The sequence below is a fragment of the Dietzia sp. 2505 genome (assembly GCF_040546785.1).
Classification (GTDB): Bacteria; Actinomycetota; Actinomycetes; order Mycobacteriales; family Mycobacteriaceae; genus Dietzia.
The window spans coordinates 52911-76394 of record NZ_JBEPON010000007.1; the positions used below are offsets into that span (position 1 = coordinate 52911).

Below are 23484 nucleotides of genomic sequence, written 5' to 3' on the forward strand. Positions count from 1 at the left end.
CGGCGGGTGTAGGCCGCCGGTCATGACGACGACGAGGAGACGCGCCGTGCCCGATGACAATCTCACCCTCACGGACTTCCGAGCAGGCTTGCTCGACGGGAGCGAGAAGGACCTGGCCGACTACGCCGGTCAGGTGGTTCTGGTGGTCAACACCGCCAGCAAATGTGGGTTCACCCCGCAGTACAAGGGGCTGCAGAAGCTGTACGAGGAGTACCGCGACCAGGGCTTCGTGGTGCTGGGCTTCCCGTGTGACCAGTTCGCCCACCAGGAGCCGGGCACCGACGAGGAGATCGGGTCGTTCTGCGAGCGCAACTTCGGGGTGGAGTTCCCGCTGTTCTCCAAGATCGAGGTCAACGGATCGGGCACCCACCCGCTGTACCGCTGGCTCAAGTCGCAGGAATCCGGGCTGCTGGGCGGTCGGATCTCGTGGAACTTCACCAAGTTCCTCATCGGGCGGGACGGCACCGTGGTCGGTCGGTTCGGCCCCAATCGCAAGCCCGAGGACCTGCGCAAGGCCGTCGAGGAGGCGCTGCGGGGCGAGTGAGGCCGTGCGGTGAGCCGGTGTGCGGAGTGGGACGAATCAGGTTGTTGTGGCTAAGGTTCCCGAGTCACCGCTGAGAACATTGGAGCTGCATGCCCGTCCTGGTCCCCCGACTCGCCACTGTCACCGCCACCGTCGGCGCGCTCGCCCTCGCCCTGACCCTCGGCTCGGTCGCCCCGGCCGGAGCGCAGCTCGGCAGCATCGACCCCTCCGCGCTCGGACTCGAGGATCTGGACGCCATCATGGAGGCCGTGGGGTCGGTGCCGCTCGGTTCGGCGGCCGGGTCGCTCGGCTCAGTCGGGTCCGCTGATATCCCGCTCGACGGGGAGGGCTCGTCGCAGCCGCTCAGGAACGAGCCCCGACCGGTGGACCCGACCATCACGGAGTCGGAGTTCATCGAGGTCGAGCGGACGTCCGGCGACTACGAGTACTGGAAGGTCACCTCGGCGGCCATGCGACGCGAGGTCATCCTCGAGGTCGTGCCTTCGCGCGTGTCCGACGGGCCGGCACCGGTCCTGTACATGCTCGACGGCGTCGACGCCCCCGAGTACAACTCGGGCTGGAATCATCAGGCGCGCATCGACACCCGTCTGCGCGACGAGAACGTCCACGTGTTCGTTCCGACCGGCGCGTACGCCTCGTACTACACGGACTGGGAGAACGCCGACCCCGTCCTGGGCTTCAACAAGTGGGAGACGTTCCTCATCCAGGAGCTGCCCGGGATCGTCGAGGAGCGGTTGAACACCAACGGCAGGAATGCGATCGGCGGCATCTCGATGGGTGGCCAGGCGGCCATGCACCTGGCGGCGACCTACCCGGAGATCTACCAGGGTGTCATGTCCTTCAGCGGCTACTACTCGACCATGGACGCGTTGGGCTACCAGACCGTCCGCGGCACGCTGGAGACCCGCGGCGGCGACGTCGAGAACATGTGGGGTCCTCACCGCGGCGAGAGATGGCAGAACGACACGATCTCCCACGCCGAGGACCTCAAGGGCACCCGCGTGTTCTTCTCGGCTGGCAGCAACGTCGCCGGACCTGACGACTTCGCCAACTACGGCGGCGGTGCGGACTTCATGAACATGGTCCTGGGTCAGTTGCTCGAGATGGGTGTCCTCGAAGGCTCCAAGGCGTTCGAGAGGGCTCTCGACCGCGCCGGTGTCGAGCACCGCGTCGACTACGCCGAGACCGGATTCCACAACTGGCCGAACTTCCTCAAGAACTTCGACAACGGCTGGGAGCACATCAAGCCCGCTCTCGAGGGCTGACCCCCGCCCCGCGGCGTCACCAGTTCGTCACCGTCATCGTCAAGAGCGTTCCGCGCACCTCCTTCTCGGGCGATGTGTGCGGAACGCTCTTGGCGACGGGCGACGGGCGACGGGCGACGGGGGGCAGGGGCGGGGGAGGCGGGCCCGCTCGAGGTCGCGCCCGGGCCCGGGCGGGATCCGCTATCCGATCGCGGACAGCGGGGTCCGCGATGGCGCACCGGATTCCCGGTGGAGGCCGGCACGTCGCTCGAGGTACCCGGCGATCCTGCCGATCGCGCTCTCGAGCACCGCGGCGTCGGGCAGACACACGATCCGGAAGTGGTCCGGCTCGGGCCAGTTGAAGCCGGTGCCGTGGGTCACCAGGACGTGCTCGGAGCGCAACAGATCCAGCACCAGTTCCTCGTCGCTCCCGATGCCGAACCTCTCGGTGTCCAGCCGGGGGAAGGAGTAGAGCGCGCCGCGGGGCGCCACGCAGCTCACTCCCGGGATGGCGTTCAGGCGCTCGGTGGCCAGTGCGAGTTGTCGCTCGATCCGGCCGTCGGGGTCGATCACGTCGGCGCCCCACGGTGAGTCCTCGGCCAGCGCGACCGGGATCGCGTACTGGCCCGGGACGTTGGGGCACACCCGCATGTTGGCGAGCAGGGTGAGTCCTTCGAGCAGGTCCTGCGCCCGATCGAGGGGCCCGGTCGCGGCGACCCAGCCGGCCCGGTATCCGCACACCCGGTACGCCTTGGACAGCCCGCCGAAGGTCAGGCAGAGCACGTCGTCCCCGGCGGCCAGCGCCGCGTGGTGGTGGCGGGCGCCCGAGAAGATCACCTTCTCGTAGATCTCGTCGCTGAGCAGGACGAGCCCGTGCCGACGGGCGATGTCGGCCATCCCCCGGACGGTCTCGGCACTGTAGACGGCGCCGGTCGGGTTGTTGGGGTTGATCACCACCAGCGCGGTCGTCCGCGGGGTGATCTTGGACTCGATGTCCGCCAGCGACGGGTTCCAGCCATCGGCTTCGTCCGCCAGATAGTGCACGGGCACGCCACCGGTGAGGTTCACCGCGCCGGTCCACGTGGGGTAGTCCGGCGCCGGGACCAGGATCTCGTCGCCCGGATCGACCATCGCCTGCAGGACCAGCGTGATGAGCTCGCTCACCCCGTTGCCGAGGAACACGTCCTCGGCGCGGATCCCGGGCACGCCCCAGCGCCGGTAGTGGTCGGCCACCGCCGCCCGTGCCTGCGGGATGCCTCGCGAGTCCGAGTAGGCCTGGCCCGTGCCGAGTTCACGGGCCACGGCATCGACGATCTCGGGCCGGGCCTCGAGACCGAACGGGTGCATGTTCCCCAGGTTCAGTCGCAGGATGTCGTGGCCCTCGGATTCGAGCCGCATGGCCTCGGTGAGGATGGGACCGCGGACGTCGTAGCGCACGTCGCGGAGGCGTCGGGATTGGCGGTAGATCTGCATGTGGACCATCCCACCGTGAAAGTGGACCGGCGAGAAGGTCCACTTCTCGCACAGTCGAGGGACCACTTTCCGGCCCGCGGGCCTAGGCTGGGCGCATGGCCCAAACCTCCCGTCTCGGATCCCTGGTCCTGGGTGAGGTCTCGGGCGCCGCGGATCTGGTGGACACGATGATCGACCTGATCTCCGACGGTTCGCTGGCCGACGGCGACAGGCTGCCCTCCACGCGCGCGCTCGCCGAGCAGACCGGGCTCTCCCGCGGCACCGTGGTCCGGGCGTTCGATGAACTCTCGGCGGCCGGATTCGTCGACTCCGTCCAGGGGTCGGGCACCCGGGTCGCCGCCGGGGCGGGTCAGGCGGCACGCGCCGGGGCGCGGACGCGCGGAGGGGGCGACACCTCGTCGTCGTCACGATCCTCCACGTCACGATCCTCCACGTCACGGTCGTTGTCGCCGCGGTCCTCCGCCACGGGGTCGTCGCCGGTTCCAGAGCCCCGTCGGGGCAGGTCGGCGCGCGATCTGCGTCCCGGGATCCCGGACGTCGCGCTGGTGGACGAGCGGGCCTGGCGCTCCGCGGTGCGGGCGGCGGCCGCGCAGGGGCTGGCGGGCCTCAACCCGTGGGAGGAGCCGAGTCCCACGTTGCGTGCCGCGCTGGCCGACCACCTGCGCCGGCACCGGGGCATCGCCGCAGCGGACCCGCTGCTGTTCGACAGCTCACGCTCGGCGATCGCGGCCCTGTGTTCGGCGTTCGCCGCGGCACACGGCCCGGTCGCGTTCCACGCGGAGGACCCCGGCTACCGGGGGGCACTGCTGATGGCCCGCGAACAGAACCTCGAGGTGCGGTTCCACCCCGCGGAGCCCGGCGGCCTCGACTCGGCGCGGCTGGGCTCTGAGCGGGCGATCGTCTTCACCACCCCCGCGCATCAGTTCCCGCTGGGGCACCGCATGAGCGTGGACCGGCGGGTGGCGCTGGTCGACTGGGCCCGGCGCACGGGGTCGCTGGTGATCGAGGACGACTACGACGGCGAGTTCCGCTACGGCGTCGCCCCGCTGCCGGCGCTCGTCACCCTGCCCGCCGCGGCCGATCACGTGGCGTACGTGGGAACGTCGTCCAAGTCGGTGGCCCCCGACCTGCGCGTGGCGTGGTGCCTGCCGCCGGCCGCGTTGCGCCGTGAGGTCGACCGCTGGCTCGTCGTGCACCGGCGCGGCCCGTCGACGTTGCCCGCGGAGGCGTTGGGCGCGTTCATCGACTCCGGCGCGATGGACCGCCACCTGGCACGGGCGGCGCGGGTATACAGCGACCGGCGTCACCGTCTGGTGGCCGCGCTCGCGCGGGAGTGCCCGCACCTCGACGTGACGGGTGTAGAGGCGGGATTGCACCTGTGTGTGTTGCTGCCCGGGTACGACGACGACGAGGTGGTGCGCGAGCTCGAGCGGGCCGGCTGGCGCACCCGGTCGCTGAGCGGGCAATCCGCGCGGTACGCGGTTCCGGGGCTGGTGCTGAGCTACTCGCGGCTCGTGGCGCGCGGCGCGGACGAGTTCGCCGCGCGGCTGCGGCAGGTGATCGGTGGCATGTGAGCCGCAGCGGGTGCGAGACGGGATGCGCGGCCTTACAGTGGCCGCGCGAGGTTCGTACCGAGCTCGGAGGAGACGCACGATGGGCACATCATTCTGGCGACGCACGACGATCGATCCCCCGGTGGCGGAGTTCCCCGAGGGTGAGCACGTGGACATCGTGGTGGTGGGGGCGGGTTTCACCGGCCTGATCACCGCCCTGATCGCGGCCGCACGGGGCAGCTCGGTGGTGGTGTTGGAGGCCCACACCGTCGGTGCCGGGGCCAGCGGCTCGACCACGGCCAAGGTCTCGGTCCTGCAGGGGACCCGGTTGTCGACCATCCGCTCGCACCACGGACTGGAGACCGCCCGCGCCTACGCGGAGGCCAACCAGTACGGCCTGGACTGGTGGGCGGAGTTCTGCGGGTCCCACGGCGTGGAGGTGCAGCGACCCCGGGCGGTCACCTTCTCGCGCAGCCTGAAGGGGACCAGCACCCTGCGCTCGGAGAAGCGCACACTCGACGCCCTCGGACTGCCCGCGCGGTGGTACGACCGGATCGACGTGCCGTTCCCCGCCCGGGCCGCCGTGGAGCTGCCCGACCAGATGCAACTCGACCCCGTCGAGGCGCTCGCCGCACTGGTCCGCGCCACGACGGCGCTCGGTGTCCGGATCGTCGAGCACTCCCGGGTCACCGGACTGGACGTGCGGGGGCAGGACGGGGACGCCCACGTGGAGGTGCGCAGCGACGGCGGCACGTGCTCGGCGCGTGACGTCGTGTTGGCCACCGCGTCCCCGGCCCTGGACCGTGGCCCCACCGCGGCGTCGATGGAGGCCGAGAGGTCCTATCTGTGCGCGTTCGAGTACGCCGGCGGCCTGCCGGAGGGGATGTACGGCTCGGTCGAGAGCCCGGTCCGCTCGCTTCGGAGCGTGCCCGTGGGCGACCGCGAGGTCCTGCTGGTGGGCGGAAACGGCCACCGCACGGGGACGGCCGCGGGCACCGAATCCAAGATCGACTCGCTGCGCGAATACGCCGCCAAGCACTTCCCCGGCGCCGAGTTCACCCACGGCTGGTCTGCGCAGGACTTCCACCCGGTCACGCTGCTGCCCAAGTCCGGCCCGATGCCGTGGGGGAAGGGACGCGTGCACTTCGCCGGCGGGTACAGCAAGTGGGGCCTCACGGGCGCACCCGCGGCGGCGGGGATCATGGTGGACCGTCTCAGCGGACGGGAGCCGCGCGTCTCCTTCGGCACGCCGTCGCTCACCGGTGTGCTCCGCACGTCCGTCTCCCTGTACGCCGACCTCCCGGTGCAGCTCGCGGCCACGGCCGTGCAGGCGGCCGTGCGTCCTCCCCGGCCGACCCTCCGACCGATCGGCGAGGCCACCGGGGACGACGGCCGGACCTGCAGGGTCGGGCTCCTGTGCCCGCACATGGGCGCCGCGCTGAGCTGGAACGAGGCCGAGCGGTCGTGGGACTGCCCGTGGCACGGGTCGCGGTTCTCGGCGTGTGGCGAACTCCTCGAGGGTCCGGCGACCCGGGACCTCAAGCGCTACGACGAGGTCTGACCCCGGCCCCGTTAGTGGACGATAGTCCAGTATTCGGCGCGACCTTGACGGCTGCCCGAGAACGAGGAACGCCCCGGCCAGACCCGTGACGGGTCGAGCCGGGGCGTTCCTCGTTCTCGGCCCGTCCGTGCCTGTCAGGCCGGGGGCATCATGACCCCGTCGATGGCGTGGATGACGCCGTTCGTGGCCGGCACGTCGGTCTGGATGACGGTGATGCGGTTGCCCGCTCCGTCCACCAGCATGACGGTCTCGCCCTCCACCTCGACGGTGAACTCGGCGCCCTGGAGGGTCGCGACGGTCTCGCCGTCCATCCCCATGACGTCCTCGGCCATGACGTCGCCCTCGATCACATGGAACTGCAGGATCTGGGCCAGGTCACCGGTCGGATCGGCGAGGAGCTCGTCGAGCTGACCGTCGGGCAGCGCCTCGAAGGCCTCGTCAGTCGGTGCGAAGACCGTGAAGGGGCCGGGACCCTCGAGGGTCTCCACCAGGCCCGCGGCCTCGAGCGCCTGGGTGAGGGTGGTGAAGTTCCCCGCGGCCATCGCGGTCTCGACGATGTTGCCGGTGGCCGCCGGCTCCTCCGTCATCTCCTCCTCGGTCGTCTCCTCGGTGGTCATCTCCGTGGTCATGGTGGTCTCTTCAGTGGTGGTGGCGTCGTCGGCCGTGTCGTCCGTGCCGCACGCCCCCATGAACACTGCGAGTCCGATAGCTCCCGTTACTGCGATCGTCCGCTTCATGAGCAACCTTTCGTCTTGGGTCGGGGGTAACCCCAGTGTGGGGGGACGGCCGCGACAGATGTAACCGGTGAGACAGAATCGTTGTAGTGCCGTTAACCGCGCCGACACCTCCCCGACCCCCACCCGAGCGACTCGTCGGGGCGCGCGACCGGTGGGCGCCGTGACACCCTGAGGTCGTGAAGACGCCGGTACCTGACTACCTACTCGAGATCCGCGACCTGTGTTCGACGGGCGCGGACGGGCACCTCGCCGACTACATCCCCGAACTCGCCGCCGTGGACCCGGATCGGTTCGCCGTGGCCGCCTGCACGATGGACGGCGTCGTCTACACCGCCGGTGACGCGGACGCCGAGTTCACCATCCAGTCGATGAGCAAGCCGTTCGCCTACGCGCTGGCACTGCGCGACCGCGGGATCGAGGCGGTTCTGGAGAAGGTGGCCGTCGAGCCGTCCGGGGACGCGTTCAACCAGATCTCCCTGGAGAGGATCAGCGGCAGACCCCGGAACCCCATGATCAACATCGGGGCCATCACCACCCACACCCTGGTCGGGCCGGTCGGCGGCACCGAGGACGAGCGTGACGAGGCGCTGGCCGCCGGGTTGTCGTCGTTCGCCGGCCGGCGCCTCGAGGTGGACTCGGCCGTCATGAACTCCGAGCTGCGCACCGCGTTCCGGAACCGGGCGATGGCCAACCTGGTCCGGGCCAGCGGGATCATCGAGGACGACCCGGACGAGGCCGTGCGCGGCTACACCCGCCAGTGCGCCTACCGGGTGACCGTCCGCGACCTGGCGGTGATGGCGGTGACCCTGGCGACCGGCGGGATCAACCCCGTCACCCGCGAGCGCGTCGTCTCCGCGCCGGTGGCACGGCAGGTGCTGGCGGTCATGGCCACGTGCGGGATGTACGACGCGGCCGGCGACTGGATGTCCACCGTCGGGATCCCGGCGAAGAGCGGGGTGTCCGGCGGGATCTTCGGTGCCCTGCCCGGCCAGGTGGGTCTGGGTGTCTTCTCGCCCCGGCTCGACGAACACGGTCACAGTGTCGAGGGGGTCCGGACGTTCGAGCGGCTCTCGCGAGATCTGGAACTCCACCTGATGAACACCACGGTGACCGAGGTCGAGGCCGTCCGCTCGGTGCGGTTCGACGAGATCACCGGCAGGCGCACCTTCCGCCTCCAAGGGCCGATGACGTTCGCGAGCGCTGAGCAGGTGTTGCGTCGGTTGGCCGAGATCCCGCCCGGTGACGGCGAGGTGACCCTCGATCTGAGCCGGGTCTCCTCGGTCAACGCGAGCGCGCGCCGCATGTTGCTCGAGTCCATGCGGCGGCTGTCGCTGGACGGGCACCCGGTGGGGCTCGCGGATCCCGGCCGCCGTCTGCCCGATCCGGACTTCGGGGACGGGTCCCGGCCGATCACCCGGCGGGCGGCCCGCTGACGCGTCAGCGGCCCGGGGTCACGCGCCCACACCGGCGTCGGACAGTGCGATGCGCACGGTGTCGGGCGCGGTCCTCATCGAGTACTCGAACGCCGACACCCGGCGGGTACTGCTCATGAAGTGGGCGCCCAGGCCCGCGAGGTCGACGGCCGTCGGAAGGATCGGGACCACTGTGGTTCCCCGTGCGCGGACGACCGCGATCTCGGCGGCCAGTCCCGCCGACATGGGGCGTCGGATCAGGCGGTATTCGAGCCGGCCGCCGGGGCCGGGCACGCGGACGCCGGGCGCCGACGCCATGGGGGCGATGACGTAGACCAGGTCCGCGTCCTCGGGCGCGAGCAGATCCACCGACGCGGTCGAGCCCATTCCGCCGTCGACGAAGATGCGGTTCCCGATGGGGACCGGGGTCATCCACCCGGGGGTCGACCACGACGCCCGCAGCGCCTCGCCGACGGTCGCGATCGGCGAATCCCGCGCGCCGAACACGACCCGTTCACCGGCGCGGATGTCGTAGGCGACCATCCGTGCGGCCGGGTGGGGCAACCAGGCGCCCACCTCGAACCCCTCGGCCAACCGCTGCAGCCATCCCAGGTCGCCGCGACCGCTGGGGGCGATCCCGGCGAAGGCGGCCAGCCCGGAGTGGGTGCGCATCAGTCCGGGATTGAGCAGGGGTGGCCGGGGCAGCGGTGGTCTGCCGGGCGGGGTGGACGCGATGTGCTCGCGGAGCCTGGGGTCCTGCGCCCGTCCACGCTGCATGTCCACCAGCTCGTCGACCCCGACGCCACCGCCCACCATGGTCACCAACTCGGCCCCCGCCGAGGTGCCCAGCAGGACGTCCGCATCGCGGGGATCGAAGCCGGTCTGCTCGGTGAGGGCGTGCATGGCCGCGATCGCCCAGGCGGCCCCGATGGTGCCACCGCATCCGAGGACGAGGGCGGTTCGGGTCATTCGACACCTCCTGGGGTGGCAGGGCACCGGGATCGGCGCGTGCGGTAGTTGCGGCGGTGAGGGAACTCAGGCCCGGGGGTCGAGCACGAACACGGGGATGGTCCGCTCGGTCTTCTCCTGGTAGTCGCGGTAGTCGGGGTACACCGCGACCGCCCGATCCCACCACAGGTCGCGTTCCGCACCGGTCACCTCGCGGGCGACGAAGTCACCGACCCGGTCCTTGTCCCGCACCTCCACGTGCGGGTGGGCCTTGATGTTCCAGTACCAGACCGGGTGGGTGGGTGCGCCGCCGAGAGAGGCGACGGCGGCGTAGGAAGCGTCGTGCTCGACCCGCATCAGGGGAGTCTTGCGCAGCTTCCCCGATTTCTTGCCCACCGTGGTCACGATGACCAGCGGCATTCCCGACAGCTCGGAGCCCGACGCCCCGTTGCTCTTCTCGTACTGCTCGACCTGGTCCCGCACCCACTTGCTGGGGCTGGGCTCGTACTCACCGGTCAACGGCATGATGGCCTCTCGCGTCAGTGCGACCCCGCTTGGCGGGTCGTCACCGGGGCGACATTACGCCCGACCCGGCAAGGGGGTCGGTGAACCTCCGGAGCGCCGCGATCACCGCGAGGTAGCGGGCGGACTGCATTGCGTCGAACCCACAGGTGCTGCACCAGCCTCTGCGAACTTTCGCCCCAGGTGGTGGTCACCCGCTCGTCGTGTGGACACGCCGAGTGGGTGGTGTCAGTGCGGCCGCACTCCACTGGCGTACAACTCCGGCGGTGCGATCTCGTGAGCGATCCTCTGCTGGGCGGCGGTGAGGAGATCGAGCTGGAGGGCCAGCCGGAGAGAGAACTGATGGTCAGGCTTGCGGATGTCCATTCCGAGCAAACCGGATAGCTTCTCGATTCGGGAGAGCATGGTATTGCGGTGTACGTGGATTCGGCGGGCCGTCTCGTTAATGTTGCCGCCGCTCCCCAGGTACGCCGACAAGGTGTTTTCGAGTTCCTCAGCCAGCTCATGGTTGCGCACCGGACCGAGCATGCGGCCGACGAATTGCGCACCGGCTGACGTTCCGGCGATGGACGCGAGCACTGAGACCGCTTGAATTTCATCGTGTGGGATGCCGCCACGAAGACCGAGACTCCGAGCAACCTCCAACGCCACCCGTGCCTCTCGATAGCTTTCCCGGATTGCCAAGGGGTCGAGAGCGGTTGATCCGTAACAGACTGCGGCTCCTTCACCGAGTTCCGTGGCGAGCATTGCCGAGGCGGCCTCGGCGAACTCCTTGGCGTCAGCCTTGACGCCAGTTCCGCCCCCTCTGGGATTGCGCGCCCCGGGGTTGGCTCGAATGGCGACGATTATCCCGCCCAACACGGTTGCGAACGTGCGGTACCCACCTTCCCTGGGTAGTAGCCGCGACAGCTTCCGAGCCGCCTGTTCTGGCTCCGATGTGGTGGAGTCCCCGAACCCCACGTGAGACACGAAGACGGTGTAGAGCGAGTCGAGGGGGAAGTCGTGGTGTTCCGCACGGGCGGCCAGTTCTGACTTGTTCGCGTAGGTGCCGTGTACCAGCGCCTGCATGAAATCACCGCGTGCGCGCTCCTGCGCTTCCACGATGCTGCGCTGACGGACGAGTTCGGTAGCGACGATCGACGCGGACTGCTCGAGCAGAACCTTTGCTTGCGCGAGGTCGTGTCTCGGAAAGGCACGGTGATCAACACCCGGGATGAGCACCAACCATCCCTCTGCTACCGGCCCCATCTGGATCCGCCACGCGACCAGCGACACCGGGCTCAGCGGAACGGGGGTGCTGTGGGGGCTTGCGAGATACAGGCGCTCTTCGCGCAAACTGTTTCGATTGAACTGTTCCGACACCGCGAAGTGAGTCTGGAGGAGGGCGATCTTCCGCGCCTTGTCCTGCCGGGTTCCGCCCATGCCGTGGGCTATGACCCGCGAACGCGTGTCGAGGATTGCCGCGTCGAGCCCCGACACCGCGGATACCTCACGGATCAGGCTGTTCAGGTCGGCGCCTCTGTGCAACAACGCTGCAATTCGGTCGTGTACCTGCATCGCATAACGCCTGACGTGTGCTTCTTCGCTGAGGACGCGCTCCCCGGTGAGGCGGCTGAAAGTCAGGAAATCAATGTTCCTGGAGACCCCGACCACGGGTAGGGGTGCACGTGAGAGTGAACCGGTGGCCCCGGCAACAATCACCGCCGCGGCACCGGATCTTGCGAGATCATCGATATGAGCCAGCGCATGGTCGACCTCATGGGCTTCCGCGAAGACGGCTAGTTCGGACAACGATCCCGTGCGGTTGAGGGCGTGTGCCAGAGGAATGCTCCATCGCAGCTCATCGTCGAGCGAGCGGTCGTCTCCTCCGAGCAACGTCCACCCGCCGAAGACGGGTTCGTCCAACAGCTCTCGAATGCGGAGACGCTCCGGCTCGGTGTGGTCCGCGGCGTGCGCGTGTGCAGCCATGGCCGAAGTATGCCATGCCGCGCCCGTGCATGTTGTGTCAAATCCGGCGAAAAAGCTGTGCACTCTGCCCATGGAGGCTTCGGTCTCGTTGGTCGAAGCTTGGTCGTAGTGATCGAAGGATCACCGCAACTCCGAAGAAGAACCGCGCTCAGGAAAGTGGGAACACCCGATGCGGCAAGTCACCAAGATCGAACTGGACGACGCGTTGCCAGTGCTCGAAGCGGGCCGACGCAAGGCGGATGAGATCGGGGTCAAGCAGACCCTCTGCGTGGTCGACAACGGCGGCAACGTCGTGGCCCTCCACCGCCTTCCCGGCGCCCGGCTCACCGGGGTGGACATCGCGATCGCAAAGGCCTTCACCGCCGCGGGCCACGAGCGTGCGACGCATCTGTTCAACGAGGCCCCCGGCGGGCCTGCGCTCCCGGGAAACGAGGCGTTCGGGATCAGCCACATGCTCCCCGGCAAATTCGCAGTCTTCGTCGGCGGGTTTCCGCTCAAGATCCACGACGAGATCGTGGGCGGTGTCGGGATCAGTGGAGGGAACGGAGAGCAGGACAAGGCGGTCGGCGCCGCCATGATCGAGGCCTTCGCCGAGGTCGTCGAGCGTTCCTTCGTCGCCGTCTGACCGAACCCACCATCACGAGCCCTGTTGAGACAACGGGTGCGAGGGCGCACCCAGCCCCTACGCGACGATCCGAACGGACGTCGTCGACTACCGGAAAGGTACGACACCATGACCGAGCTCCTGAACCGAGAAGACTTCCGAGCAGCGCTAGAAGAGGCGATCAAGGGCCGTGAAGCCAAGGACGCCTCGTTCAGCAAGGCCTGGTCCGAGGGAACGCTCAAGCGACACCACTTCGCACGGTGGGCCGAGAACCACTACCACTACGTGGGCCCCTTCGCGGACTACCTGTCCTACATCTACGCGAACACCCCGGAGCGGTACACCGAGGCGAAGGACTTCCTCCTGCAGAACATGTACGAGGAAGAACTGGCTGACATTCGGCACACGGACCTGTTGATCCATTTCGCCGAGGCCTGCGGCACCACGCGCGAGCGCATCGAGGACCCGGAGAACATGAACGCGATCACACGGGGTCTGCAGTCGTGGTGTTATGCGATCGCCATGCGCGAGCACTTCGTCGTCGCGACAGCCGCTCTGATCGTGGGTCTCGAGTCGCAGGTTCCGAGCATCTACAAGAAGCAGATCGTTCCGATGCGGGAGGCGTACGGCTTCTCGGAGGACGAGATCGAGTTCTTCGATCTCCACATCACCTCGGATGAGGTCCACGGTGAGCGCGGCTACCAGATCGTTCTCGACCACGCCGACACCGTCGAGCTCCAGCAACGCTGCCTGCAGGCCGTGCGGTGGGGTGCCGAGATGCGGTTCGCGTACACCAAGGGTCTCTACGAGAGCTACGTCGCACCCGACCTGGAGTCCGTGGCCTGACAGGCCGTCCCACTCGCCGCGGCGGCGCCTGAGGGTGGCCGCCGCGGCGGGTGCATCTCGAGCACACACATCGGAGGACACCCGTGAGCGCTCCAGTCGAGGAATGGGTCGCAACCGTTCAGCTCAGCAGCTTCGGCGCCAGAAAGAAGATGCTGGTCGATGTCGCCGGCGAGCCGGTCTCTCTGTTCAAGGTCGGACCGGATGTCTTCGCGTTCCACGACATCTGCATTCACCAGGAGAGATCGCTGTTCAAGGGCACCATTCTGCACGGGGCGGTGATCTGCCCCGGCCACCAATGGAAGTTCGACCTGGAGACCGGTTACGCCGAGGACCAGGACGAATGCCAGCCAACCTATGAGACCAAGATCGTCGATGGCACCGTCTTCGTCTCGGCTACGCCGAGAAAACAGGCCATCTAGACGCGCCCCGGACCCGGCGTCGGACCTCGTCCGGCGCCTCACGGAAGTAGTTGATCGCAATGACCGCCATATCCGAGAGCCATCACGTCGTCGTGGTGGGCGGTGGCACAGCCTCCGCCTCCGCGGTCCGCACTCTGCGACGCAGAGGCTTCGACGGTTCGATCTCGCTGGTTTGTGACGAGCCCCATATGCCGTACCAGCGCCCGCCTCTGTCCAAAGGATATCTCTCGGGGCAGGAGGACTTCGACTCACTGTCACTGTTCGATGACCGGTGGCTCACCGACAAGGACGTCGAGCTGGTCTCGGGCACCGCCGCCGTACGGATCGATGCGACCTCCCGTCGAGTGCTGCTTTCGGACGGACGGCGGCTTGACGCTTCACATGTGGTCCTGGCAACCGGTGGCCGCCCACGGCGGTTCCCGGGAGCCGCGCCCTCCGACCGCGTCCATTACCTCCGCACCCTCGACGATGCGGACTCCCTGCGATCTGCCATTCGACCAGGTGGTCACATGGTCATCGTCGGCGGCGGATATATCGGGCTCGAGGTGGCCTCGACCGTGCGCCGGTTGGGCATGGAGGTCACGGTTTTCGAGGCCGGGCCGAGGCCTCTCGCCGGGGTACTCCCGGCTGAGTTGGCGGATGCCGTGTGTGAACTACATTCCCGGAACGGGGTGCGCATCAGCTGCGGTCAACCTATCGAGTCGATAGAGGAGCGCGGTACCGAGGTCATCGTCCGCACCGGGAACGGCGGGACGGTCGTCGGTGACGCGGTGGTGATCGGCATCGGGATGATCCCCAATACCGGCATCGCCGAGGAGAGTGGCCTTGCTGTCGGCAACGGCATACTCGCGGACACCGCCGGTCGCTCGAGTGTCCCCGAGATTCTCACTGCGGGGGACGTGGCCGAATGGGAGGTGCCGATGATCGGGGGGACCCGGCGGATCGAGCACTTCGAGATCGCCGGCCGACAGGGGGCCGCGGTGGCCAACACCATCCTGGGGCGGGCCTCCGGTGCGTTCGATGCCCCCTGGTTCTGGTCAGACCAGTACGACAGCAACATCCAAGTGGTGGGCACCACCGCGGACGTCGACCGGATCATCTACCGGGGGGATCCCCAGACGCTGGAATTCTCGGCCCTCATGCTCGCCGGAAGCACGTTGGTCGGCGCCTTCGCTATGGACCGGGGCGACGACATCATGGGCGCCCGGGTCATGGTCGGACTCGATGTCGGGTCAGTGGCGGACCGACTGTCGGACGAGTCCACCGACCTGATGGACGTCGCGGACGTGTTGGACGAGATCGAAGAAGCGATGGTGTGAGTCGATGACCATCACCACTGCGCACCAGCCGATGACCGGCGAGCTGCCATCTACCCAGGAGAACCCAATGACCCCGCGAGCTGAACCAGTTGACGGACTGAATTTCGTCGGTTCGGAGTGGATCGAGTCGACCACCGGACGACGTTTTGAACGTGAGAACCCGGCGGACTACGCCGAAGTCGTCGGCACCTTTCCGCGTTCGTCTGCTGACGATGTTGACGCCGCCGTCTACGCGGCTGTCGACGGGGCAGCGGAGTGGGCCGCGACCAGTCCGGAGAAGCGTGCCCAGGTTCTGATGCGGGCGGCAGACGTTCTCGAGTCACAGGCCCTCCAACTCGTGTCCGAACTGGTCCGTGAGGAGGGGAAGACGAGCGCCGAGGCATCGTTCGAGGTGTCCCGCACCCCTACCAACCTGCGGTTCTACGCGGGTGAGGCCCTGAGGATCGGCGGACATACCTTCGCGTCCCCCGCAGCGCCCCTGGTGTACACGCGACGAGAGCCGGTCGGTGTCGTGGCGGTCATCACGCCGTGGAACTTTCCACTGAACATTCCCAGCAGGAAACTCGGACCCGCTCTCGCGGCCGGCAACGCGGTCATCTACAAGCCCTCGGAAATCACGCCTTTGCTGGGCCAGCGCATGGTCGAGGCTCTCCTGGAAGGGGGGTTGCCAGCTTCGGCGATCGCCCTCGTCCACGGCGACGCCGAGGTCGGCCGCGCCCTGGCGTCGGATCCACGTATTCCGGCGATCACGTTCACCGGGTCGACGGCGGTGGGCCGCGCGATCCACGCCGCTGGCAGCCCCGACCGCCGTGCACAACTCGAGATGGGCGGGAAAAACGCAGTCGTGGTGCTCGAGGACGCGGATCCGGACAAGGCCGCGGCGACCATTGTCAAAGGCGCCTTCGGGCTGTCCGGTCAGGCGTGCACCGGCTCCAGTCGCGCGATTCTCGTCGATTCGATCTACGACGCAGTGGTGGAACGGATCCTCGAGAAGGTACGGCAGATCGTCGTCGGGCGGGGGGACGCGGACGGCGTAACGATGGGCCCCCTTGCTTCCCGCCCGCAGTTCGAGAAGTTCCTCAGTTATGTGGATGCGGCCAGCGGTGACGGGGCCGTCCGACTGACCGACACCGCCGCCGTCGCCGCCGATGGTGGCTACTTCGTCAATCCACAGGTCTTCGGTGACGTCACCGCCGGCATGCGGATTTCGTGCGAGGAGGTCTTCGGGCCGCTGCTCGCCTGCCAGCGGGTCTCGACCATGGACGAGGCGCTGACGGCAGTCAACAGCAGCGAGTACGGGCTGAGCAGCGCAATCATGACCCGGGACATCGGACGGGCCCTCGAGTTCGCGGCTGGCGCCGATACGGGGTTGGTCAAGATCAACCAGCCGACCACCGGAATGGCTCTCAACGCCCCCTTCGGCGGATTCAAGGCCTCGAGTACGCAGACACACAAGGAACAAGCCGGGGAGACGATGATGCACTTCTACCTCAGGGAGAAGACCGTCTACCTCGCGAGCTGAGTCACAGGAAACCCATCCCACGACGTTCGACTACGTCGAGCACAGACAGCGAGGAAAAGTCATGGAATTCGTCTCGGTTGCCCGGTCCGGACAGGTCCGCGAAGGAATGGTCCGCCGCTTTTTCGCAGGGGACGTCGAGTTGGCGGTCGCCCGGCTCCACGGAACCGCCTACGCGACATCCAACTACTGCACCCACCTGGACTGCCTGCTGTCGTCCGGAAAGCTCGTCGACGACGGCATCGGTTGCTCTTGCCACGGGAGTGTGTTCGACCTCGAGTCGGGCGAGCCCGTCTACCCCCCGGCCACCGTCGCGATCAAGACGTACCCGGTGGAGGAGAGGGACGGTGAGATCTTTGTCGGCGTAGAGGTCGGAGACGACGGTGGCCCGCGTCGGCGAGCCATGCGGAACGCGTGAAGGGGAAGTCGATGACTGCACCGAAACGGCCGGCGGCTCTGGCCGGCGAAGCGATGGTGTCGTCGAGCCACCCCCGGGTGAGCGCGACCGGCCTGCGCGTGTTGGAAGACGGTGGCAATGCGGTCGACGCCGCCCTGGCGATGGCGGCGATGTCATGGCTGACGTTGCCGGGGCAGTGCGGCATCGGCGGGGATGCCTTCGCGGTCGTTCGTGAACCCGACGGACAGGTGTGGACAGTCAACGGAAGTGGGTTCGGCCCCGATGGCGGGACCGCCGATTTCTACCGAGAACTCGGGCTGTCCGCGCTCCCGCTCGACGGCGCCCTCGCGGTCGCGGTGCCCGGAGGTGTCGCGGCCATGGCCGCGATGGCTGCCCGTGGCGGGAGTCGCGACCTCGCCGAGTTGTGGGAGCCGGCGGCCGCAGCGGCAGAGCGCGGGTTACCCTGCTCCTCCAAGACCGCGCGGGACCTGACTGTCGCCCTGGGGGGTATCCGCGACGACCCCGGTATGACGAACGTTTTCCTGCGTGATGCTCGGGTTCCCGGAGTCGGTGATCCCCTGGGGCAGCCGGAGTTGGCGGCGACGATCAGAGCGACGGCCGCAGACCCGCTGGGATTCTTCTACGCCGGCGAGTTCGCAGACCGTGCGGTCAGGCACCTCCGGGACGGAGGTGCGCCCTTCACCGGGGACGAGTGGTCGGCGCAGGTGACGACGACGACGGAGGAGTCGATCTCCGCGAAGTATGCCGGCGCGGTGATCCACCAGACACCGGTGCCGTCTGCCGGATGGATGGTGCTGCAACAGGCCCTCCTCTGCGACAACGCTGTGGGCTTCGAGCCCTGGCTCAGCGCCGGCGCGATCGACCGACTGGCGCGGTCCGCCCGCAAGGCATTCCAGGACCGGTATGCCTTCTGCGGCAGCGATACCGACCGCTGGTCCACGACGCTCAGCCCCGCTGAGGTGCGGGCGGGGCGTGGCCGACTCGACGAGCGATCGGAGCAGCGTCCGTTCGTTACGTCCGAGGGCGACACCACCTCCATGGTCGCGGTCGACGGTGAGGGGCGCGCAGTGAGCTTCATTCATTCGCTGGCGTTCACCTTCGGCGCGAAGATCGTGATCCCCGGGACCGGCGTCGTCCTCAACAACCGCCTGGGCCGGGGGGCGTACCTCCTCGACGGGCACCCGAACGAAGTCAAGCCGCGCCGCAAGCCGCTGCACACACTGAACGCCTGGGTCGCCACCGACACCGCGGGGCGGTTGCTTCACGTGGGGAACACCCCGGGCGGCGACGGGCAGGTGCAGTGGAACATGCAGATCCTGTCGCACCTCCTCGACCACGGCCTCGACGCCCAGGAAGCGGTGTCCGCACCTCGCTTCACCGTATATCCCGGCAGCGACGCCGACACTGTCGGCGATGAGCCCGAGCTTCGGTATGAGTCCCGCCTCGGAGGCGAAGTGATCCGGCAACTCCGGGCGATGGGGCACTCCGTCCGGGGTCAGGGCGAGTGGGGAGCCGAGGGCAGTGCGCAGGTCATCTCCGTAGACCGCGAACGCGGTCTCCTGACCGGGGGCTGTGACCCTCGACAAGAGGGGGTGTCCCTTGGCTGGTGACAGCCCCGCTTCAGGAGGCCCCCTCCGACGAGCGACAGATCAGTCGCTAGTGCCGCAGGGCGAGTACGTCGCGGCGAGATCCCACGGCTCACTCGCCATGAGTGCGGGGATGACGCCCCGCGTCGACGGCGAGCTCGTCGTCGTCGGGCGGGTGGGAGAAGAAGTGACGATCGACGAGGCGTCGCGCGCCGCCGGTCTCGCCGCGGGCAATGCGCTCGCGGCGCTGGCCGCCGAGCTCGGCGGACTACACCGGATCGACACCTGCCTGCGTATGACGGTCTATATCGCCTGCGGCGCAGACTTCACGTCCCACTCCGCAGTGGCCGACGGTGCCTCGGTCGAGATCCTCAACCGGTTGGGGATCGGTTACCTACCGAGCCGAGCCGCCGTGGGTGTGACTTCGCTTCCCGGCGGATCGCCGGTCGAGGTGGAGTTGACCGTGGCGGTTCGGGTTTAACTTCAATCGGAAAAGAGTGCAATGAAGTTCCTACGGCGGTTCTACATCGACGGCTTCATCCTCTCGATGCTCGCGACTGTGGCGCTGGCGGCGATCCTGCCTGCACGCGGCGTGTTCGCGGAGGTGTTGGACGTAGCGAGCACGATCGGGATCGCGCTGCTGTTCTTCGTCTACGGGGTCAAGCTCTCTCCTCGACAAGCGCTTCAGGGGCTCACTCATTGGAAGCTGCATGCTGCCGTCGTGTCGATGACCTTTCTGCTCTTCCCCGCCGTGGGCATCGCTCTACAGCTGCTCAGCCCCGCGCTGATCGACGAGAAACTGTATATGGGCCTGCTGTTCCTGTGTTTCGTACCGTCAACGGTTCAGTCCTCGATCGCGTTCACCTCCGTGGCGAAGGGCAATGTCGCGGGAGCGATCGTCACGGCGTCGCTCTCGAGCGTGCTGGGGGTCTTCGTGACCCCGCTGCTTGTGATTCTCCTGATGGCTGCATCCGGCTCGTCCTCGGTCGGGGGCGGTGCGATCTTCTCCATTGTGCTGCAGATCCTCGTCCCATTCCTTCTCGGACAGGTGGCCCGTCGGTGGCTGTCCCAGTGGTTGTCGGCGCGGCCGATCGTGTCGAAGGTCGTTGATCGCGGGGCCATTCTCCTCGTCGTCTACGGGGCGTTCAGCGCTGGAATGGTCGAGGGGATCTGGAGTTCCACGGCGCCGTCCCAGCTGGTGATCACCGCCGTGATCTGTCTGGCGTTGCTCGCGTTCGCACTTGGCACCGCATTCTTCTACGGCAAGGTGTTGCGATTCTCCCAGCCCGATCGCGTGGTCGTGTTGTTCTGCGGCGCTAACAAGAGTCTCGCGGCCGGGCTGCCGATGGCCGCGGTGCTCTTCTCGGGCGGCTCGCTCGGGATGATCGCCCTGCCGCTCATGATCTACCACCAGGCCCAGCTGATCGTCTGCGCTGTCCTGGCCCAGAAACTCGGACGCAGAAACGATGAATCCGCTGCCGTGGCCGTCGGATAGACGACACCCCGATCAAACAAGGAGAGCTCGTGGAATCCGCCATGGGTGCCACCCCGCTCGTGTGGGGCATGACGATTGCCCTCATCGTGGCGTTGCTGGCGTTCGACTACTTCTTCCATGTGCGGCAGGCACACATCCCGACGCTGCGCGAGGCTGCGATCTGGTCCTCGATCTACGTGGGTTTCGCGATCATGTTTGGGGTCACGGTGTGGATCTTCGGCGGACACCAGATGGGTGTGGAGTTCTTCGCCGGGTACGTCACCGAGAAGGCGCTGTCGGTGGACAACCTGTTCGTGTTCTTGATCATCATGTCGAGCTTCAAGGTGCCCCGAGCAGACCAGCAGAAAGTCCTGTTGTTCGGCATCACCTTCGCGATCGTCGCCCGGACCGGGTTCATCGTCATCGGCGCAGCTCTACTCGACAACTTCGCCTTCCTGTTCTACATATTCGGTCTGTTTCTCATCGTCACCGCCGGCCGGCTGCTGACCCCCGGTGACGAGTCGGACGACGCCGACAACATCACGGTGCGTCTCGCCAAGAAGGTCATCCCGGCCACCGACCACTACGACGGCGACAAGCTGTTCACCATAGAGAACGGCAAGAAGGTCATGACGCCGATGTTGCTGGTGATGGTGGCCATCGGTGGCACCGACCTCCTGTTCGCCCTCGATTCGATCCCGGCGATCTTCGGGCTCACACAGAACGTCTTCATCGTCTTCACGGCCACTGTGTTCTCGCTGCTCGGCCTGCGCCAGCTGTACTTCCTCATCGACGGCCTACTGGACCGGCTGGTCTACCTGTCGTTCGGTCTTGCGGCCATTCTGGGGTTCATCGGCGTCAAGCTGATCCTCCATGCTCTGCATGAGAACAGCCTGCCGTTCATCAACAACGGCGAACACGTCAATGTCGTCGAGGTGCCGACCTCGATCTCTCTCGCAGTGATCGTCGGCGTGCTCGTCATCACCGTGATCGCCTCGTTGATCAGCCCGGCCGGTAAGGCCCTGACCATCGTCGGCGACCTCCGCCGCTGCAGCGAGTCGTACCTCGACACCAGATTCTCCGACGAGACCGAGGAGCGCGAGCGGCTCTGGAACCGCATCATCGAGAACGAGAGCAAACTCGGATCCGTTGAGCCCAAGTACTTCGGAGGCCCGGGCGAACTCTGGGAACTCGAGCAGCTACTACAGCAGGCGTACGCACTGCACGAGCGCTACTCGCGCACCTAGCAGGGGCCACAGGAGGGCATGCCCGACCGGAAGGCCGGCGGTGACCGGTCGATCGGTGTGCGTATCCCCTCGTACTTGATCAGAGCGTGCCCCCGCAGCTACCAGCGCCCAGACGCAGCTGGTCCAGAGGCGCTACCTGCGGCCTCCGGGGTCATTGTTCACAACGGCTCCGTCTCGCACTGTGCATAGTATCTGTTGTGAGGGCGGTCACATCCGGAGAGCATTGTGGCATCACTTTCCGTGAGCACCAGCTCTACAGCGTGCGACCAACGAGAAGGCGCTAGGTATGGATATTCAGATTACTGCCGCGCATTGGTGTTATCTCATCGGGATCGTTGTCATTCTCGTGACGATGATGGCGCGTAAGAACATCGTGGTGCCGGCTGTGGTGGCGACGTTGGTGACCGCCACGGTGTACACGATGGATCCTCTCGCCGGTCTGGCGTCTATCTTCCTGGGTAGTCTCGTGGCGGCCGGGGAGTTGTTCAACATCTTCTTGGTGATCGCCTTCATCACGGCCATGCTCGGGGCGATGAAGGCCATCGGTGCTGACACTTTGATGATCAGGCCGTTTCGTCGGGTGATCAAGGGGCCGACGTCGAGTTTCCTGGTCATTGCTGTGGTGACCTATGTGATCTCGCTGTTCTTCTGGCCTACTCCTGCGGTGCCGTTGGTGGGGGCCGTGCTGATCCCGGTGGCGATCCGGTCGGGTCTGCCGCCGTTGACCGCGGGTGTCATCATCGCTCTGGCGGGTCAGGGGATGGCGTTGTCGTCGGACTACATCATCAAGGTGGCGCCGGGGTTGTCGGCGACCGCGGCGGGTGTGGGTGTTGATGAGGTTGCTGACAAGGCGATGGTGATGTCGCTGATCGTGGGGATCACGGCCATGGTGATCACGTATTTCACCAGTCGCCGGTCTTTCCGTCGTCCTTCCCCTGAGTTGTTGGATGCGTGGGAGCGGGGTGTCGATCTTCCGCTGGGGGGCGGGTCGGGGCGGTCGAAGGTCCCGTCGGAGAGTCGGATGCGGGCGAAGGCGTTGAGTGCGTTCGTGGGTCGAGCTGTCTCTCGGCCGCAGCCGCAGCCGCAGCCGCAGCCGGTTGTGGCGGCGACGGCTCAGGATCCGGTCAGCGGGTCGACGGTGATGACCCTGACGGACAGTGAGCCAGGGCCCGAACAGGAGATCGCCTACCGTGAGGACGTCTTCGAGCAGGCGCCCAGTTCGAGGAAGGCGCGGGCGTTCGCGGTGCTGGTGCCGCTGGCCTACACCGCGTTCATCGGTTACCTGCTGATCGCCAAGTTCACGGCTGTGCCCGATCTCGAGGGTGGCGACGCGGCGGCGATAGTCGGGGGCATCGCGGTGATCATGACGTACCTGATCTGCGCCACCGACGCCACGAAGGCGGGGTTCTTCGAGACGTGCGCCGAGCACATCATCGAGGGTCTCGTGTTCGCTTTCCGTGCGATGGGCATCGTGATCCCGATCGCCGGGTTCTTCTTCCTGGGCAACGGTGAGTTCGCCGGACAGATCCTCGGTCTGGGGGAGGGTGAGACTGCCCCGACTCTGTTGTTCGACATGGTCACCGCGGCCCAGTCCGGGATCCCGGAGAACGCGTTCTTCGCCGGGTTCAGTGTGCTCTTGATCGGTCTCGTCGCCGGGCTGGACGGGTCGGGTTTCTCGGGCCTCCCGCTCACCGGTTCCCTGGCCGGCGGGTTGGCGCCCGCGGTCGGCATGGATCCGGCCACGCTCGCGGCGATCGGTCAGATGGGCAACATCTGGGCCGGCGGCGGAACCCTCGTGGCGTGGTCGTCACTGGTCGCGGTCGCCGGCGTCACCCGGACCTCAGCGGTCGACCTGGCGCGAAAGTGCTTCGTCCCCGTGATGGCCGGACTGACCCTGTCCACGACCATCGCCATCCTCATTCTCTGAAGTGAGACCATCTGACGAGCGAATCCTTGCCCTAAGGCAATTATCCACAGCTTCTGCCAGCTTCAGGACAGGTGATAAATCCCATTCTCCTGCTGGTTTGAGGGCCTGGAAACGCGCCCGAAACATCGCCGCTACCTGCGGTTATCAGTGGTAGATATCCTCC

The 23484-nt window shown here is 67.3% G+C and carries 21 protein-coding genes; 16 read left to right on the forward strand and 5 right to left on the reverse strand.

The window, feature by feature from the left end; translation table 11 throughout:
• Positions 1-22 precede the first annotated feature (22 nt).
• Together ABIE38_RS13600 and ABIE38_RS13605 are read left to right on the forward strand one after the other, a co-directional pair.
• Positions 23-544 (forward strand): glutathione peroxidase, encoded by a 522-nt coding sequence (locus tag ABIE38_RS13600; RefSeq protein ID WP_354057132.1) that lies wholly within the window; start codon positions 23-25, stop codon positions 542-544.
• Positions 545-633: 89 nt separating this feature from the next.
• Positions 634-1809 carry an alpha/beta hydrolase gene (locus tag ABIE38_RS13605; protein WP_354057134.1) on the forward strand — a complete coding sequence of 392 codons (1176 nt, stop codon included), beginning with the start codon at positions 634-636 and terminating at the stop codon, positions 1807-1809.
• A gap of 180 nt (positions 1810-1989) precedes the next feature.
• Here the strand turns inward: ABIE38_RS13605 and ABIE38_RS13610 are convergent, their stop codons facing one another.
• Complete coding sequence (locus ABIE38_RS13610) at positions 1990-3261, reverse strand: pyridoxal phosphate-dependent aminotransferase (protein WP_354057135.1); 1272 nt, start codon at positions 3259-3261, stop codon at positions 1990-1992.
• Positions 3262-3356: 95 nt separating this feature from the next.
• Between ABIE38_RS13610 and ABIE38_RS13615 the strand changes: the two genes are divergently transcribed.
• Both ABIE38_RS13615 and ABIE38_RS13620 read left to right on the forward strand, forming a co-directional pair.
• Positions 3357-4835, forward strand: coding sequence for an aminotransferase-like domain-containing protein (locus tag ABIE38_RS13615; protein WP_354057137.1), 1479 nt, complete (start codon positions 3357-3359; stop codon positions 4833-4835).
• 79 nt (positions 4836-4914) lie between these two features.
• Complete coding sequence (locus ABIE38_RS13620; protein WP_354057139.1) at positions 4915-6375, forward strand: FAD-dependent oxidoreductase; 1461 nt, start codon at positions 4915-4917, stop codon at positions 6373-6375.
• A 134-nt stretch (positions 6376-6509) separates the two neighbouring features.
• On the opposite strand, the gene ABIE38_RS13625 is transcribed toward ABIE38_RS13620, so the two are convergent.
• Positions 6510-7112: a fasciclin domain-containing protein gene (locus ABIE38_RS13625; protein ID WP_354057141.1), complete on the reverse strand. Its 603-nt coding sequence runs from the start codon at positions 7110-7112 to the stop codon at positions 6510-6512.
• A gap of 176 nt (positions 7113-7288) precedes the next feature.
• Here ABIE38_RS13625 and ABIE38_RS13630 point away from each other — a divergent pair, with 176 nt between their 5' ends.
• The gene (locus ABIE38_RS13630; protein WP_354057143.1) at positions 7289-8545 is read left to right on the forward strand and encodes a glutaminase; all 1257 of its coding nucleotides are present in this window, start codon (positions 7289-7291) and stop codon (positions 8543-8545) included.
• 18 nt (positions 8546-8563) lie between these two features.
• On the opposite strand, the gene ABIE38_RS13635 is transcribed toward ABIE38_RS13630, so the two are convergent.
• The 3 genes from ABIE38_RS13635 to ABIE38_RS13645 all read right to left on the reverse strand — a co-directional run bounded on the left by ABIE38_RS13635 (position 8564) and on the right by ABIE38_RS13645 (position 11962).
• Positions 8564-9493 (reverse strand): patatin-like phospholipase family protein, encoded by a 930-nt coding sequence (locus tag ABIE38_RS13635; protein WP_354057145.1) that lies wholly within the window; start codon positions 9491-9493, stop codon positions 8564-8566.
• A 66-nt stretch (positions 9494-9559) separates the two neighbouring features.
• Positions 9560-9997, reverse strand: a complete 438-nt coding sequence (locus ABIE38_RS13640) for a nitroreductase family deazaflavin-dependent oxidoreductase (RefSeq protein WP_354057147.1) — start codon at positions 9995-9997, stop codon at positions 9560-9562.
• Positions 9998-10222: 225 nt separating this feature from the next.
• The gene (locus ABIE38_RS13645; protein ID WP_354057149.1) at positions 10223-11962 is read right to left on the reverse strand and encodes a PucR family transcriptional regulator; all 1740 of its coding nucleotides are present in this window, start codon (positions 11960-11962) and stop codon (positions 10223-10225) included.
• Positions 11963-12131: 169 nt separating this feature from the next.
• Here ABIE38_RS13645 and ABIE38_RS13650 point away from each other — a divergent pair, with 169 nt between their 5' ends.
• The 11 genes from ABIE38_RS13650 (at position 12132) to ABIE38_RS13700 (ending at position 23321) form a co-directional block, all read left to right on the forward strand.
• A complete protein-coding gene (locus ABIE38_RS13650; RefSeq protein ID WP_354057151.1) occupies positions 12132-12587 on the forward strand; it encodes a GlcG/HbpS family heme-binding protein in 456 nt (151 codons plus the stop codon).
• A gap of 108 nt (positions 12588-12695) precedes the next feature.
• Positions 12696-13412 (forward strand): iron-containing redox enzyme family protein, encoded by a 717-nt coding sequence (locus ABIE38_RS13655; RefSeq protein ID WP_354057152.1) that lies wholly within the window; start codon positions 12696-12698, stop codon positions 13410-13412.
• Between the two features lie 83 nt (positions 13413-13495).
• The gene (locus ABIE38_RS13660; protein ID WP_354057154.1) at positions 13496-13831 is read left to right on the forward strand and encodes a Rieske (2Fe-2S) protein; all 336 of its coding nucleotides are present in this window, start codon (positions 13496-13498) and stop codon (positions 13829-13831) included.
• 59 nt (positions 13832-13890) lie between these two features.
• Positions 13891-15150, forward strand: coding sequence for an NAD(P)/FAD-dependent oxidoreductase (locus ABIE38_RS13665; RefSeq protein WP_354057156.1), 1260 nt, complete (start codon positions 13891-13893; stop codon positions 15148-15150).
• A 67-nt stretch (positions 15151-15217) separates the two neighbouring features.
• Positions 15218-16672, forward strand: coding sequence for an aldehyde dehydrogenase family protein (locus ABIE38_RS13670; RefSeq protein WP_354057448.1), 1455 nt, complete (start codon positions 15218-15220; stop codon positions 16670-16672).
• 61 nt (positions 16673-16733) lie between these two features.
• Positions 16734-17087 (forward strand): Rieske (2Fe-2S) protein, encoded by a 354-nt coding sequence (locus tag ABIE38_RS13675; RefSeq protein ID WP_182613268.1) that lies wholly within the window; start codon positions 16734-16736, stop codon positions 17085-17087.
• 11 nt (positions 17088-17098) lie between these two features.
• Positions 17099-18697: a gamma-glutamyltransferase family protein gene (locus tag ABIE38_RS13680; RefSeq protein WP_354057158.1), complete on the forward strand. Its 1599-nt coding sequence runs from the start codon at positions 17099-17101 to the stop codon at positions 18695-18697.
• Between the two features lie 49 nt (positions 18698-18746).
• Positions 18747-19154, forward strand: a complete 408-nt coding sequence (locus ABIE38_RS13685; RefSeq protein WP_354057160.1) for a RidA family protein — start codon at positions 18747-18749, stop codon at positions 19152-19154.
• A gap of 21 nt (positions 19155-19175) precedes the next feature.
• Entirely contained in the window at positions 19176-20168 is a 993-nt protein-coding gene (locus ABIE38_RS13690) for a bile acid:sodium symporter family protein (protein ID WP_354057162.1), read from the forward strand.
• A gap of 41 nt (positions 20169-20209) precedes the next feature.
• On the forward strand, positions 20210-21394 hold the full coding sequence (locus ABIE38_RS13695) for a TerC family protein (protein ID WP_354057450.1): 1185 nt from the start codon (positions 20210-20212) through the stop codon (positions 21392-21394).
• Between the two features lie 286 nt (positions 21395-21680).
• A complete protein-coding gene (locus ABIE38_RS13700; RefSeq protein WP_354057164.1) occupies positions 21681-23321 on the forward strand; it encodes a hypothetical protein in 1641 nt (546 codons plus the stop codon).
• The last annotated feature ends 163 nt before the right edge of the window (positions 23322-23484 follow it).